We start from the raw sequence: 13,685 nt of genomic DNA on the forward strand, positions 1-13,685 counted from the left end.
GGGAAGTCGAGTATAGGAAATAGCGCATAGGAAATCGAAGGGCAGAGTGGCTGGGTTTTCTTAAGATTCGTACGAACAGCACACAGATATTTCTCCCTACGCCCGCGACTTAACGCAGAATATCTCTCCCTACGCCCGCGACTTAACGCAGAATATCTCTCCCTACGCTCCGCGACCTGACGCAGAATATCTCTCCCTACGCTCCGCGACTTGACGCAGAATATTTCTCCCTACGCCCCGCGACTTGTTCGCGGGGTCCAGGGCTCGGAGAGCATAGGATCCCGCGGGCAAGCCGCGAGAAGTCGAGGATAGGAAATAGAGCATAGGATATCGAAGTGGCAGAGGTGGCTGTATTTTCTAAAGATTTGTACAAACAGTAGCACGAACTTAGGTTACTCTGTAATACCTTTTTGAATAGAAGCTGAACTATCTCTATCGCGCAAACACTGTAAGACATCATAAAAATTAAGTTCGCATGTCTTTAATAAAACAAACAAATGAAATATTAAATCGGCACATTCATTAACTAAGTCTTCACGATGATTTTTTACCGCTGCAATAACCACTTCAACAGCTTCTTCACCTACTTTCTGGGCACATCGGGAAATGCCGGATTCAAATAATTGCATGGTATAACTGTTTTCATTATTTGAATCAACACGCTCATTAATTAATTCGATTAATTCATGAACGAATCCCAGATTAGAGTGATGCTCGGGTTGAAAACAAGTGGTATGTCCTAAATGGCATGCTGGTCCTTTAGGTAAAACTTGGATTAAAAGACTATCATTGTCACAATCGACACTAATATGTTGAACCGACATGCTGTTGCCGGAGCTTTCTCCTTTGCGCCACAAACGCTTGCGGCTTCTGCTGTAGAGATTCAATTGGCCCGTAGTGAGGGTCGCAATTAATGCTTCTTGGTTCATATATCCAAACATCAACACAGCGCCATTTTCGGCATTTTGCACAATGGCTGGTAACAAGCCATTCATTTTTTTCCAATCTAGAGAATTAATTTCCATATGAATCATAGTCGTACCTCAATCTTTTGTTTTTTAAGAGCTGATTTAATTTCATTTATCGTTAAAATTTTGTCATGAAAAATACTGGCAGCTAAAGCGCCATCTACCCGAGATTCAAGAAAAACCTGGACGAAGTCATTTATTTTTCCTGCACCTCCTGATGCAATTAAGGGTACATGACACAAAGGACGCATTTTTTGTAACTGAAGTACATCATAGCCATTGCGCACACCATCCGATTGCATACAATTTAATACAATTTCCCCTGCACCTCGATCTTGCACTTCTTTAAGCCATTCGCTTGTTTTGCGTTGGGAATTTAATGTTTTCTTCTCATCCCCTGTATATTGATATACATAATAATTATCTTCAATCCATTGGCTATCAATCCCGACGACAACGCATTGGCTTCCAAAATCCTTGCTTAATTGATCTATTAATTTAGGATTTTCTAATGCCGGGCTGTTAATGGATATCTTATCGGCCCCGGAATTTAGTATCGATTTTGCCTGATTCAAGGAGCGAATACCACCTGCAACCGTAAACGGAATATTAATTGTTGCAGCCACTTGGTAAACCCATTGAGGACATACTAACCGTTGTTCTGAACTGGCAGTGATATCATAAAATACTAATTCGTCTGCACCAGATTTTGAATACTCCGCTGCGAGTTCGAGAATAGATCCTACTATACGATGATTGCGAAATTTAACGCCTTTTACCACTTGATTGTCTCGTACATCAAGACAAGGAATAATTCTTTTGGTCAACATAAGGTACTCGCATTGTGTTGTAGCCGGGGTGCAGTGCAGGAAAACCAGGATTATCCAAAATCTGGGCACCTGCGCTGTACCCGAGTTTATATCTATATTAACAAGGATCTAAGGTCAAAATTGTCTTGATACAATGTTAATCCCAAAATGGCTGCAGACAGACCTAAATCCTTCAATCGATTCATGTCTTCAGGATTTCGAATTCCACCCGAAGCTTGCCAATTTATTGCAGGGAAACGTTCTACTGCTTCTTGATACAAATCAAAATTGGGTCCTAACATCATCCCATCACAAGCAATATCGGTACAAAGTATGTGTTGTACTTCGAGTTGTTCATAATAAGCCACAATATCCCATAAATTTTGGGTGGTGCTTTTTTGCCAACCATGAATGGCAGGCATTGGTATGCTATTTTGCATGTGAATATCCAAAGCCAAAATTATATTCTGTGGCGTGATTTCTTTGATAATCTGAGCTGTTAATTCAACATTTGTAAGGGCGATACTGCCAATAACCAATTTGGATATACCTGACGAAAAGCAAAGTAAAGCTTGTTCCAGAGAACGTATTCCTCCGCCTGCCTGTACTGTAATTCCTGTGTTTTGCATGTCGCAAATTTGAGGAAGATGCTTCATGATTCCGGTGCGAGCACCATCTAAATCCACAACATGTAATCGCTTTGCACCTAACTGAGCAAAGTAAGCGGCACGTTCCACTGGTAATGAATCAAATTGAGTCATTTGATCAAATTGTCCTTGTCGTAAACGGACGCAACGACCTGCTTGGATATCAATTGCGGGGATAAGGATCATACAGCCTCCTGTATATTTTAATTCATTGTATTGATCTGATTTATCGCATCACTGCGACATCTCAGACTGTTTAGAAAATGTCAATTTGCCTTAAATGACAAAAAATTATTTAAGAGATTCAAACCTGTTTCTGCAGATTTTTCTGGGTGAAACTGCATCCCCCAAATATTATTTTTTTGAATAATTGCAGCAAAAGGCTCTCGATAATCACAATAGGCTAAAGCATAATCGCTTTCAAAAAGCGCATAGCTGTGAACGAAATAAACATAATCATTCTCTTTTAATCCTTGCTTTAAAAATGTTTCCTTGCTCCAGTGCAATTGGTTCCACCCCATGTGGGGCACGGGATAACCCTCCTGGTGAGGGAAACGTTGTACTCTCCCAGGAATCATTCCCAAACAACAAACATCACCTTCTTCACTGTATTCAAGTAATAATTGCATGCCAAGGCAAATTCCTAGCATTGGTTGTTCGAGCGATACAATGGTGTCAATCAGTTCGAATCGCCGTAAAGCTTCCATACCGTAAGTTGCAGTGCCTACTCCTGGCAAAATCACATGGCTTGCTTGCTTGATTTTTTTGGCATCGTGGGTTAATTGAAAATCAAAACCCAATCTTTTTATTGCATTTCCTAAAGAAGTTAGGTTTGTCCCACTGACATCGATAATGGCAATCATAAAACACCCTTGGTAGAAGGCAAAAATTTATTTGTTTTCATACAGGCTTGCGCTAAAGCCCTTCCTAATGATTTGAAGCATGCTTCAATCATGTGATGGTGGTTCTGTCCTTTAACTTCAATATGAATGGTTGCTCCAAGCGCAGTTGCTAAGGAGTTAAAAAAATGTGGAACCATTTCTGTTGCCATACCCCCGACAAATTCACGGGTAAATTGACCCTTGAATTCGCAAAATCCTCTGCCTGAAATGTCTATGGCAATAGAAGCTAAAGATTCATCCATGGGTAAGATGAAACCATAACGATTAATTCCCCATTTATCTCCCAAGGCTTTTTTTAACCCTTCTCCCAAAGCGATTGCTGTATCCTCGATTAAGTGGTGATCATCTACTTCAATATCGCCTTTGGCGTATAACTCCAGATTAAAGCCGCCATGCTTTGCTACTTGTTCCAACATGTGGTTAAAAAATGGTATAGGGGTATTAATCGAGCCAATCTGATCCATATCTAAAATCAAGTTTAATTCGATGTTTGTCTCTTTTGTTGTTCTTTGAATCGCTGCCGTTCTTTTTTGATTTAGTATTTTTTGTACAATTTGCTCCCATCCATGCTCTTTAGAAACGGGTAGAAATTTAACCCCTATATTATCAGCAAGTTCTCTATCGGTATCTCTGTCTCCAATCACCCAAGAAAATGACTTATTGATTGTCCTTTCTTTAAGGAATTGATCTAAAAGACCTGTTTTGGGTTTTCGGCACAAGCAACAGTCTTCTGGCATGTGCGGACAAATAAAAATTTCATCAAAAAAAATACCCTGTGAAGAAAAAAGATCCAGGGTAAAATCATGACAAATTATAAAATCATCTTCTGGAAATGCAGGTGTACCAATTCCATTTTGGTTGCTCACCATAACCAATCGATAGCCTTCTTTTTGTAATTCCAACAATGCTGGAATGACAAGGGGGGCCAGTTTAATTTTATCCAGGGAATCTACTTGAAAATCAAAAGGTTCTTCAATTAAGGTTCCATCACGGTCAATAAATAAGATTTTTTGCATTTTGTTTTCCTGAAACATTATTTTGAAAAGCAGCCACAGCACGAATTAATAATTCATTTTGCAACGCACTCCCTACAGTGATTCGTAGATGATCCTGTAAGGAAGAGTTTGAAGAAAAACTTTTAATCGCGATGCCTTGATCGGCCAACCAAGAAAATAATTCTTTCGCATACTGTGTTTTAACTAGAACAAAGTTGGTTTGCGATGGATATACTTTCTCAATCAGAGTACATTGTTGTAATTCCTTAATGAGGCATGTTCTCAATCCTTTAATGGTTTTTAGTGATTGTGAAAACCAATCTGATTGTTCTATTGCACGTAGCGCTAAATCAAGGACGACATTGGACAAAGGGTAGGGACCAATAATTTTGTTCAGTGTGTTGATAATATGGGCCTGAGATAAAATAATCCCCAAACGCAGATTGGCTAAACCGTATGCTTTAGAAAGCGTACGTAAGACAATTAAATTATCAAACTGTGGAATAAGGCATGTTGCACTTTGAGCCTCAGCAAACTCAATGTATGCTTCATCAACGACAATAACCGAACGATTTTTATATTCCTCACAAAGCATTGCAATGAAATCCAGGCCAAATAAATTTCCTGTTGGATTATTGGGATTACACAGGAAAATGACCTTACACTTATTTTGCCAATGTCTTCGGATATCACCTGAGCGAAGTTGAAAATTGTTTAAAGAATTTAATGGACATTCAATAAGTTGTGCTTGCTGTAAAGAAACATAAAAAGAATACATGGAAAACGTCGGAGAGAATTGCATGCATGCATCTTGTCCTGGATTTAAAAATAAGCGAGTGACCAGATCAATACCATCATCTGATCCTCGAGTGAGCATCAATTGGTCTCCATCCACTTGATAACATTGTGCTAATTGCTTTTGAAGCTGGTCCTGTAGGTCTTTCTCAGGATAAAAATTTAAATGAATCGAGTTTTCTAATGCAGACCATGGAAGTTCGTTTGCATGTAACCGAAGAGTCTTGGAGTAGTTACCAGAAGAATAAGGTTGAATTTTCAATAGTTCAGGACGAACCAATCTGAGTATGGACATTTAAATCTCCAGTGAGTCAAGCCTGATTTGAACGGCTTGTGCGTGCGCATCCAATCCTTCAATTTGAGCCAAAGCAATTGCCGATGGACCTAGGTTTTCAATTCCTTCTTTGCTAATCGTTTGCACGTTGAAGTGCGTTAGGAAATCGAGTGTACTAAGGCCACTATGATTTTTAGCAAATCCATTAGTCGGCAAAACATGGTTCGATCCGGTTACATAATCCCCGAGAGTTTCCGCAGCCCATGGTCCGAGGAATAGAGTACCCACTGATGATATTCCATCTACCCAGGATTCTGCATCGTCACGATTGATGATTAGATGTTCCGGAGCATAAGTGTTAATGATGTTTAATTGCTCTTTCTTATCCGGGCACACAATCATCAGGCTATTTGCCAATGCCTTTTGAATAATATGTACCCTTGATAGTGTTTTAAATTGAGTTTGCAATTCTTGATTAACCCGCTCGGCCATGTTCAAGCTGTCGCAAATTAATAGAACTTGAGAGTCAACTCCATGTTCTGCCTGTGCCAATAAATCAGCAGCCAGAAATGCCGGGTTTGCCTGACAATCGGCAAGAACCATCACTTCTGAAGGTCCTGCGGGCATATCTATAGCAGCTCCGCATGGATCTGAGGCAACTATCGTTTTAGCTTCTGTGACATAACTGTTTCCAGGCCCAAATATCTTATTGACTTTAGTAACGGTTTCAGTCCCATATGCCATAGCAGCAATGGCTTGCGCCCCACCAAGCGCATAGATGGTCTCTATGCCGCATAGTTTCGCAGCGACCAATAAATGCTCGTTGATTGAACCTGAAGCATCAGGAGGGGTACAAAATACTTTGATTGGACATCCAGCAACAAAGGCAGGAACTGCTTGCATTAATAAAGAGGATATTAATGGGGTGTTATTTCCTCCTGGAACATACAAACCCACCCGTTGAATTGGCCTGTACGTGCTTAATATATTTACTCCTTGTGCAGTCAATATATTTTTATTTTCAGGTAAAAGAGCTTGATGGTAGATGGTAATGGTTTTAATGGCATTTTTTATTGCAGCCAGGGATTGTCTACTTATACTTGCGTTTTCAATTGTATTTTTTGGAACCTGCAAATTATCTAAACGTGCGCCATCAAACTGCTCCGTAAATGAAAATAATGCCTGGTCTCCTAAGTGACGTACTTTATTAATAATTTCTTGTACGGTATTTTTAAAGGAGTTTTTTGGAACTGGCCGAGCCAAACAAGTTTTCTTTTTATCTTCGGAAAGAGATTGCCAATCTATAATCGGTAACATCATACTACTCCAACATTTTTTCAATAGGTAACACTAGAATGGAGCTGGCCCCTAGTGCTTGTATTGTTTCTAAGGTATTCCAAAATACACGCTCACTTGAAACAACATGAACGGCTACTTTATCTATATTTCCAGGCAAAGGCAGAATTGTGGGTGATTCGGCGCCAGGTAATTTTTCCGCAATGGATTGGAGGGCAGATTTAGGGGCATGAAAAACGATGTATTTTCTTTCCTGAGCTTGTTGTACTGCTTGGATTCTTCTTGCAAGCATGTCAAACAAGTCTTGGAACATAGATGAGGACTGATCACTCTGTATTAATACGGCTTGGCTTAATAGTACTGTATCGACTTCATTGAGTTTGTTGTCTTCTAAAGTTTGACCGCTTGAAACAAGGTCACAAATCGCATCAGCCATACCCATTCGCGGAGCGACTTCAATTGAACCCGATAACACAAGGGTTTCGGCACATATTTTTTTGTCGTTTAAATATTGATTGAGTAAATTAGGATAACTGGTAGCGATACGTTTGCCGTCCAGACTTCCTGGACCTTGATATTCAAAGGATTCAGGAACCGCAATGGATAAACGGCAGGTACAAGTCCCTAATATCGCAGATGTTTTGTATAATTTCTGCGGATTAGACAGCGAAGCTTCCAGTAAGACATTTTCCCCTACAATTCCTCCATCACATAAACCATCGAATACTAAAATGGGAATGTCATCATCACGTACAAAAAGTAAATCAATAGGAAAATTATCTACATGCGTCAGCAAACTATTTGGTTTCATTCTAAATTTTAAACCACATCGTTGTAAAAGGCTTAAAGACTCTTCAGACAAACGTCCTTTTTTTTGCAATGCTAAACGTAAACGGCTTTTCATGGTAACTCCAATTTCTTAGCAATGAGTTCATATCCACCAGTACCAAAACTTAAACAGCGTGCCACACGAGTGATTGTGGTGACACTGACGCCCGTTTGTTCATGAATGGTGCGATAGGGGATGCCTTGCCTCAATAATGGAACAACCTGCCAACGATCCGCCATCGCTTCGAGTTCAGCAGGAGTACATAGATCAGTAAAAAAGCGCAACGCTTCTTCTTTAGTTTCAAGCAAGCTGATGGCCTGCATCAGATCATTAAGTGCCGTGTGTTTGACAGTAGTATGTGTTTTCATGGTAATGTATTAGTGTGTTAAAACATTAAAGCAATAGTACAGTGTATTTTTTTAGCAGTCAATATTTTATTGGTCATCAATTGGTAGAGAAGTGGATCCCCGCCAGCGCGGGACTCCTATCAATATGGATTTTATGGAAATATTACAATAGATAGAATTTCTATAGAGTCAGAACTAGCAACCATAAATGGATTGGTATGCCTCAAGCTTTTTGACTTGCTCGTTTTGATCTATTTTTTTTAGGTAATCAATTAAATCAAATAAATTAATAATTGAGTAAACATCAATTCCTTGTGCCTTAATTTCCGATAAAGCGGATTCCTTTGTTGTTCCTTGTTCACAACGATCTAAAGCAATAATCACTCCAGATAATTGCCCCCCATTTTCCTTAATTAATTGTTGGGACTCTCTAAAGGCAGTACCCGCAGTAATGACATCATCAACGATAATGGTTTTTCCAGATAAAGGTGCGCCGATCAATTGGCCTCCTTCCCCATGATCTTTAACTTCTTTTCGATTAAATGTAACAGTAGTGTCTTTTCCTAATTCAGCTAATGCAATAGCAGTTGCGGTGGCTAGCGGTAACCCTTTATAGGCTGGTCCAAATAAGTGTTCAAATGGAGCTTTTTGTTCTAGTAATGTTTGGGCATAGAATTCACCTAATAACCGTAGAGCGTTTCCTTGATAGAACAAACCGGCATTAAAAAAATAGGGACTAATACGTCCTGATTTTAAAGTAAATTCTCCAAATTTTAATACGTTGCAATCAAGTGCTAATTTTATAAAAGCTGATTTCATCTGATTCATTGTGTATTTCCATTAGAAAAAAAAATTATAAAGATAAGGATTTTTTTAAAAAATCCTTAACAATCAATAAAAAGCTGCTATGCTAATCTATATGTATGGAATTTTTTCCTACATATGTGTTTGTTTATATATACTCAGCGCTTAATAGTAAATATTTTTGAGCTGAAAATAAACATTTGTACTAGATTGGATAGTAGAGCTTAAGACAAAGGGGATAGCTAATGTCGCAAAGAGAAACGGGCCATGTAAAATGGTTCAATGAGAAAAAGGGATTTGGATTCATCATTAATGAAAACGGTGACGATATTTTTGTTCATTATAAAGATATCCAAGGTGTTGGATTTAAAACTCTTCATGAGAATGATCCTGTATCCTTTGTGCTTGATAAAGGACCTAAAGGATTAAAAGCACAAGACGTTACAATTATTACTGAATAAGTAAGTAACGACCAAATACTCTCAGCTATCACGGCGTGTTAAGTATAACCTAGGCCAAGGATTCGCCAAAACCTGGGTTGCTTCTCATGCAATGGATTTCTGAAATTTGGCTTGTATCAAACTAGGATGGATTATTGCCTTATTTGTAAGGTTATTAACCATTAAAATCCTTTTTATTGTCAATTTCTATAGATAATAAGTCTACACCCTTGAATTTTTTTAAATTATCTTCATATAACTTATCCTTATTTATGCGAATTGGGGTGTGGTATGAAAAACTTATCTATGTATCAAGTGGATGCTTTTGCATCAAATCTTTTTGAAGGAAATCCTGCAGCAGTTTGTCCTTTAGATGAATGGTTGACTGATGAAGAAATGCAAAATATTGCTACTGAGAACAATTTATCAGAAACTGCATTCTTTGTACCTGAAGGCGACGGGTTTTACATCCGATGGTTTACCCCCAATGAAGAGGTTGATTTATGTGGCCATGCAACGCTTGCCAGTGCGTTCATTATCTTTGAAAAATTAGGCTTTAAAGAACAGGAAATAAAATTTAATTGTAAGAGTGGCCAACTGATTGTTCGAAGACATGGTCAGGGAATCATGATGGACTTTCCGGCTTTACCCTCTGATTCAATTGATCTGACACCGGAATTGCTGCAGCTTAATTTAAAAAAACCGCAGAAAGTTTTAAAAAGCAAATTTGACTTGATGTTTGTTTATGAGCACGAAAATGATGTTAAATTAGCCGCTCCTGACTTAGATGCCGTAGCTCGATTAGACTATAGAGGTCTCATTCTAACTGCTCCTGGAATAAATAGTGATGTATTTTCTCGCTGTTTTTACCCGGGGTGTAATGTTCCAGAGGATCCAGTAACCGGTTCAGCGCATTGCGTTATAGCACCATATTGGTGTGAACAACTTAATAAATGTCGTATCGAAGCAAGTCAAGGTGGTTCCCGTCTAGGGAAATTGGCCTGTGAGGTAAAGGAAGATCGTGTTTTCCTTTACGGAATGTGTCGCCTCTATTTAGAAGGAACAATTTTTTTACCCAATGGCGTTTAATATCCTTTCCATTATTGAAGAGCGATAAGATGCCCCTCATCTCTTAATAATATGATTTACACTCCATAGCCGGTGCAGCGAAGGATAAGGAAAATTTTTCGATTTAATTTCTTTATTCTTGATTTAATGGCATTATTTATAATTTCTCATTACTCTCTGAGTATTAAATTGGAAAGGAGTATCTATGACTACCTATATGTTTCCTGGACAGGGATCTCAGGCTAAAGGGATGGGAATTGAATTATTTTCTCATTTTCCGGATCAAATAAAGCGAGCTGATGAGATTTTAGGGTATTCTATAAAAGAGTTATGTTTAGAAGATCCGAGCCAATTACTTAATAATACAGAGTACACACAACCTGCATTGTATATTATTGAGGCGCTCTCTTTTTTAGCAAGGGCGGCCGAAGAGCCGTTGCCCCAATATCTTATAGGGCACAGCTTGGGAGAATATGCCGCTTTATTCAGTGCAGGAGTGTTTGATTTTGAAACGGGATTGAAACTTGTGCAAAAACGCGGCGAGTTAATGGCTCAGGCTAGTGGTGGGGGAATGCTTGCTGTAATTAATTTACCGGAAGAACGAATAAAATTTTTACTCAATCACAACAACTTGGACTCGGTAGATTTTGCTAATTTTAACTCACCAAAACAGATTGTTCTATCAGGTCTTGCTGAAGACATTGCCAAAGCAAATGAAATATTAGCCCAGGAAGCTTTGATGTGTGTGCCCTTAAAGGTCAGCGGAGCATTCCATTCGCGTTATATGCAGTCTGCTGCAGATGAATTTGCAAAGTTTATTACACCATTTGAATTTTCGCCCTTTAAGCTATGTGTCCTGGCCAATGTTACTGGGGAACCCTATGCAGCGAATAGTGTTAAAGAGAACCTGGTCAAACAAATCACCCATCCTGTGCGCTGGACTGAATCAATTCGTTATCTAAAAAATAAAGGGGAAAATGTCTTTATCGAAGTAGGGCCAGGGAATGTGTTGAGTCGGTTAATCAATCAAGTCTAGTTCCTGTTTTTGTCACCATTTTCCACCCGATGTACTGCACTTAGGGTATACGGGTGGTATCAGTAGATCCTAAAAATCTGCCAGGATTAAAAAAGTTTACAATCCTATGTAACGGTGAGAGGTGCTAAAAAATTTTTGTCCTGACCATCCAAAATAAAAATATCATCTAAACTTATTAATGATTCTAATTTACAAAGGATGTGATATGACAATTCGGCTGAAACATGAGCATGGAAAGCTCGAGGAAATAGAACTTCTTCAATTAAAAAACCATAAGGCGCTTCCCCATCTTCACAGTTACTTAAAAGCAAAGAGGAAACAATGCAAATCAATCAGAAAAATTAGTATTCATCATTCTCAGTTCAACGATACTGATTATTTGGCATTACATGATATCCTAAAATTATCCTCGAGATTGAGTGAAGTTTCTTTTAATGCAAACCATATTGATACAGATCATTTGGGTTATTTACTTGAGTCATTACCGAATAAAAATTTGTCCGCAGTCCAATTTGTAGATAACTGGATTGGGGAAAAAATTCCCAGAAATTTTTTTTCTTCTTTGAATAAAAAGAAATTAAAACTTTTGGATTTCTCATTAAACTGGTTGCGAGATGCAGGAGTGCAGTGTTTATTGGACGCAATCGATACGAATGACGAATTAACTGAATTATTATTAAGTTGTAATGATTTTGGGGTCGGTGGCGTGAAACGATTACGGCCTTTTATTTTAAAACATCCTGGTTTGAGATTTTTGGATCTATCCTACAATAATTTCAATGAAGCGTGTGCACAAGAAATTGCTGCAATGATTACGGAATCGCATTCTTTAACGCACCTCAATTTAAAAAGTAATAGGTTAGGGGATGCTGGAGCAGAAATGATAGCCCAAGCTTTAAAGTCTAATAAAAATTTAAAATATGTTGATTTGTCTGATAATAAAATTTCAAAGCTAGGTTTGTCTCAGCTTATTCGTGAAGCTGAATCACATGATAAACTTAAAAATTTAATTTTAAAGCATAACCATATTCTGCCATCGGCATCCAAGTTAAATCAGTCACGAGTACAAGTTTTCTATTAATATCAGATGCAGAAATATAACCGTTCAGTTAGTATCTATTTTTTCTTAAACAATAGATGAACGGTTATATTAACTAATGGAGTTTTACCGATGGGCTCGGGTGCTTTTTACCTTCTAAGAGAACGCAAATTTTTACCTTTTTTTCTAACCCAATTCTTTGGTGCTTTTAACGATAATGCGTTCAAACTCGCCATGCTCACTTTAATTAGTTATCATTTAACTCATAATCAGGCACAGTCTGAGTTCTATCAGGCAATAGCGGGCGCTTTATTTATTATCCCTTTTTTTATTCTTTCAGCGACGTCGGGACAATTAGCAGATAAATACGACAAAGCTTTAATGACCCGGATGATAAAAGCATTAGAATTGTTTTTAATGATTTTAGGCAGCTTTTCTTTATATTGGGGTAATATTTTTCTTATGATGTTTACCTTGACGGGCCTTGGAGTCCATTCGACTTTTTTTGGGCCCATAAAATATGCCATATTACCTGATCATTTATCAAAGAAAGAATTATTAGGTGCGACAGGCTTAATTGATGCAAGCACTTTTATTGCTATTTTATTGGGTACAACTATGGGATCTTTAGCCATAGGTATTACAAATTCCAAACCTTATTTAGCTGTTTTTATGACTATTTTTATTGCCCTGGCAGGTTTAACTTCCAGTATGTTTATCCCCAGAGCCCCATCGTCCTCTTTGAAAATAAAGGTTGATATACAGATATGGCGTGTCACATATCACATGTTAAAACAAGCCACAGAGCAATTTGGGATTTTCTTATCCATTTTAATTTTATCCTGGTTTTGGTTGTTAGGAACAGTAATTCTTACTAAATTACCTGATTATACAAATTACGTATTAGGGGCAAACAATAGTGTCTTTGCCTTATTTCTGGCTTTATTTTCTATCGGTATTGCGATGGGCTCCATCACGGTAAATTTTATTTTCAAAGGTAGAATAAATCTGAATATTGTTCCATGGGCTATGTTCGCTGTGACCTGTTTTTCTATGGACCTGTACTGGGCAACTCCAGTAAAAGATCATAATTCACTGTTATCATTGAATAATTTTTTTATGCGCTTTAGCCATTGGCGTATTGCTTTTGATTTATTGATGCTGGCCTTTAGTTCAGGTTTTTTTGTTGTTCCCCTATATACCTATTTACAGGTTGTGAGTCCGCCTCATATTCGAGCTCGAATTATTGCTACAAATAATATTTATAATTCGTTATTTATGGTTATAGGGACACTTATGGTTATGGGTTTATTGCATTTTAGTGCAGACATTCCCCAGATTTTTTTCATTTTAAGCCTGCTCAATGCTTTTGCAGCACTGTTAGCTAAAAAATATCTAAGGAGAATCTGCACAAAAAAAGGAGAATACGAGTAATC

At 38.0% G+C, this 13,685-nt stretch carries 15 protein-coding genes; 5 read left to right on the forward strand and 10 right to left on the reverse strand.

Features of this window, described 5'->3' with window-relative positions; all coding sequences use genetic code 11:
- Positions 1-392 precede the first annotated feature (392 nt).
- The 10 genes from hisIE to pyrE form a co-directional block, all read right to left on the reverse strand.
- Complete coding sequence (gene hisIE, locus BU07_RS0108985) at positions 393-1,034, reverse strand: bifunctional phosphoribosyl-AMP cyclohydrolase/phosphoribosyl-ATP diphosphatase HisIE (protein ID WP_031565323.1); 642 nt, start codon at positions 1,032-1,034, stop codon at positions 393-395.
- Positions 1,031-1,798 carry an imidazole glycerol phosphate synthase subunit HisF gene (gene hisF / locus BU07_RS0108990; protein ID WP_031565325.1) on the reverse strand — a complete coding sequence of 256 codons (768 nt, stop codon included), beginning with the start codon at positions 1,796-1,798 and terminating at the stop codon, positions 1,031-1,033. The genes hisIE and hisF overlap by 4 nt, the downstream gene beginning before the upstream one ends.
- 92 nt (positions 1,799-1,890) lie before the next feature.
- The gene (locus BU07_RS0108995) at positions 1,891-2,610 is read right to left on the reverse strand and encodes a 1-(5-phosphoribosyl)-5-[(5-phosphoribosylamino)methylideneamino] imidazole-4-carboxamide isomerase (RefSeq protein WP_031565327.1); all 720 of its coding nucleotides are present in this window, start codon (positions 2,608-2,610) and stop codon (positions 1,891-1,893) included.
- Positions 2,611-2,690: 80 nt separating this feature from the next.
- Entirely contained in the window at positions 2,691-3,287 is a 597-nt protein-coding gene (gene hisH, locus BU07_RS0109000) for an imidazole glycerol phosphate synthase subunit HisH (RefSeq protein ID WP_031565328.1), read from the reverse strand.
- A complete protein-coding gene (gene hisB, locus BU07_RS0109005) occupies positions 3,284-4,342 on the reverse strand; it encodes a bifunctional histidinol-phosphatase/imidazoleglycerol-phosphate dehydratase HisB (RefSeq protein WP_031565330.1) in 1,059 nt (352 codons plus the stop codon). Before hisB ends, hisH begins: the two co-directional genes overlap by 4 nt.
- Entirely contained in the window at positions 4,320-5,411 is a 1,092-nt protein-coding gene (gene hisC / locus BU07_RS0109010; RefSeq protein ID WP_031565333.1) for a histidinol-phosphate transaminase, read from the reverse strand. Before hisC ends, hisB begins: the two co-directional genes overlap by 23 nt.
- A complete protein-coding gene (gene hisD / locus BU07_RS0109015; RefSeq protein WP_031565335.1) occupies positions 5,412-6,707 on the reverse strand; it encodes a histidinol dehydrogenase in 1,296 nt (431 codons plus the stop codon).
- Between the two features lie 4 nt (positions 6,708-6,711).
- Positions 6,712-7,590, reverse strand: a complete 879-nt coding sequence (hisG, locus tag BU07_RS0109020; protein ID WP_031565337.1) for an ATP phosphoribosyltransferase — start codon at positions 7,588-7,590, stop codon at positions 6,712-6,714.
- Positions 7,587-7,883 (reverse strand): YerC/YecD family TrpR-related protein, encoded by a 297-nt coding sequence (locus tag BU07_RS0109025; RefSeq protein WP_031565339.1) that lies wholly within the window; start codon positions 7,881-7,883, stop codon positions 7,587-7,589. Before BU07_RS0109025 ends, hisG begins: the two co-directional genes overlap by 4 nt.
- A 174-nt stretch (positions 7,884-8,057) precedes the next feature.
- Positions 8,058-8,690, reverse strand: a complete 633-nt coding sequence (pyrE, locus tag BU07_RS0109030) for an orotate phosphoribosyltransferase (protein ID WP_031565340.1) — start codon at positions 8,688-8,690, stop codon at positions 8,058-8,060.
- A gap of 221 nt (positions 8,691-8,911) precedes the next feature.
- On the opposite strand from pyrE, the gene BU07_RS0109035 reads away from it, so the two are divergent.
- From BU07_RS0109035 to BU07_RS0109055, 5 genes are all read left to right on the forward strand, one after another.
- Positions 8,912-9,127 (forward strand): cold-shock protein, encoded by a 216-nt coding sequence (locus tag BU07_RS0109035; protein ID WP_003631957.1) that lies wholly within the window; start codon positions 8,912-8,914, stop codon positions 9,125-9,127.
- 270 nt (positions 9,128-9,397) lie between these two features.
- Complete coding sequence (locus tag BU07_RS0109040) at positions 9,398-10,195, forward strand: PhzF family phenazine biosynthesis protein (protein ID WP_031565342.1); 798 nt, start codon at positions 9,398-9,400, stop codon at positions 10,193-10,195.
- Between the two features lie 184 nt (positions 10,196-10,379).
- On the forward strand, positions 10,380-11,210 hold the full coding sequence (fabD, locus tag BU07_RS0109045) for an ACP S-malonyltransferase (RefSeq protein WP_031565344.1): 831 nt from the start codon (positions 10,380-10,382) through the stop codon (positions 11,208-11,210).
- Positions 11,211-11,415: 205 nt separating this feature from the next.
- Positions 11,416-12,291, forward strand: coding sequence for a leucine-rich repeat domain-containing protein (locus BU07_RS0109050; protein ID WP_031565346.1), 876 nt, complete (start codon positions 11,416-11,418; stop codon positions 12,289-12,291).
- Between the two features lie 90 nt (positions 12,292-12,381).
- Positions 12,382-13,683 (forward strand): MFS transporter, encoded by a 1,302-nt coding sequence (locus BU07_RS0109055; protein WP_031565348.1) that lies wholly within the window; start codon positions 12,382-12,384, stop codon positions 13,681-13,683.
- The last annotated feature ends 2 nt before the right edge of the window (positions 13,684-13,685 follow it).

Origin of the sequence: Legionella wadsworthii DSM 21896 = ATCC 33877, assembly GCF_000701265.1 — a bacterium.
Classification (GTDB): Bacteria; Pseudomonadota; Gammaproteobacteria; order Legionellales; family Legionellaceae; genus Legionella; species Legionella wadsworthii.

Bases quoted from the DNA above. Each gene is read 5' to 3' on its own strand.
- hisIE (WP_031565323.1), bottom strand. From the start codon at position 1,034: ATGATTCATATGGAAATTAATTCTCTAGATTGGAAAAAAATGAATGGC.
- hisF (WP_031565325.1), bottom strand. From the start codon at position 1,798: ATGTTGACCAAAAGAATTATTCCTTGTCTTGATGTACGAGACAATCAA.
- BU07_RS0108995 (WP_031565327.1), bottom strand. From the start codon at position 2,610: ATGATCCTTATCCCCGCAATTGATATCCAAGCAGGTCGTTGCGTCCGT.
- hisH (WP_031565328.1), bottom strand. From the start codon at position 3,287: ATGATTGCCATTATCGATGTCAGTGGGACAAACCTAACTTCTTTAGGA.
- hisB (WP_031565330.1), bottom strand. From the start codon at position 4,342: ATGCAAAAAATCTTATTTATTGACCGTGATGGAACCTTAATTGAAGAA.
- hisC (WP_031565333.1), bottom strand. From the start codon at position 5,411: ATGTCCATACTCAGATTGGTTCGTCCTGAACTATTGAAAATTCAACCT.
- hisD (WP_031565335.1), bottom strand. From the start codon at position 6,707: ATGTTACCGATTATAGATTGGCAATCTCTTTCCGAAGATAAAAAGAAA.
- hisG (WP_031565337.1), bottom strand. From the start codon at position 7,590: ATGAAAAGCCGTTTACGTTTAGCATTGCAAAAAAAAGGACGTTTGTCT.
- BU07_RS0109025 (WP_031565339.1), bottom strand. From the start codon at position 7,883: ATGAAAACACATACTACTGTCAAACACACGGCACTTAATGATCTGATG.
- pyrE (WP_031565340.1), bottom strand. From the start codon at position 8,690: ATGAATCAGATGAAATCAGCTTTTATAAAATTAGCACTTGATTGCAAC.
- BU07_RS0109035 (WP_003631957.1), top strand. From the start codon at position 8,912: ATGTCGCAAAGAGAAACGGGCCATGTAAAATGGTTCAATGAGAAAAAG.
- BU07_RS0109040 (WP_031565342.1), top strand. From the start codon at position 9,398: ATGAAAAACTTATCTATGTATCAAGTGGATGCTTTTGCATCAAATCTT.
- fabD (WP_031565344.1), top strand. From the start codon at position 10,380: ATGACTACCTATATGTTTCCTGGACAGGGATCTCAGGCTAAAGGGATG.
- BU07_RS0109050 (WP_031565346.1), top strand. From the start codon at position 11,416: ATGACAATTCGGCTGAAACATGAGCATGGAAAGCTCGAGGAAATAGAA.
- BU07_RS0109055 (WP_031565348.1), top strand. From the start codon at position 12,382: ATGGGCTCGGGTGCTTTTTACCTTCTAAGAGAACGCAAATTTTTACCT.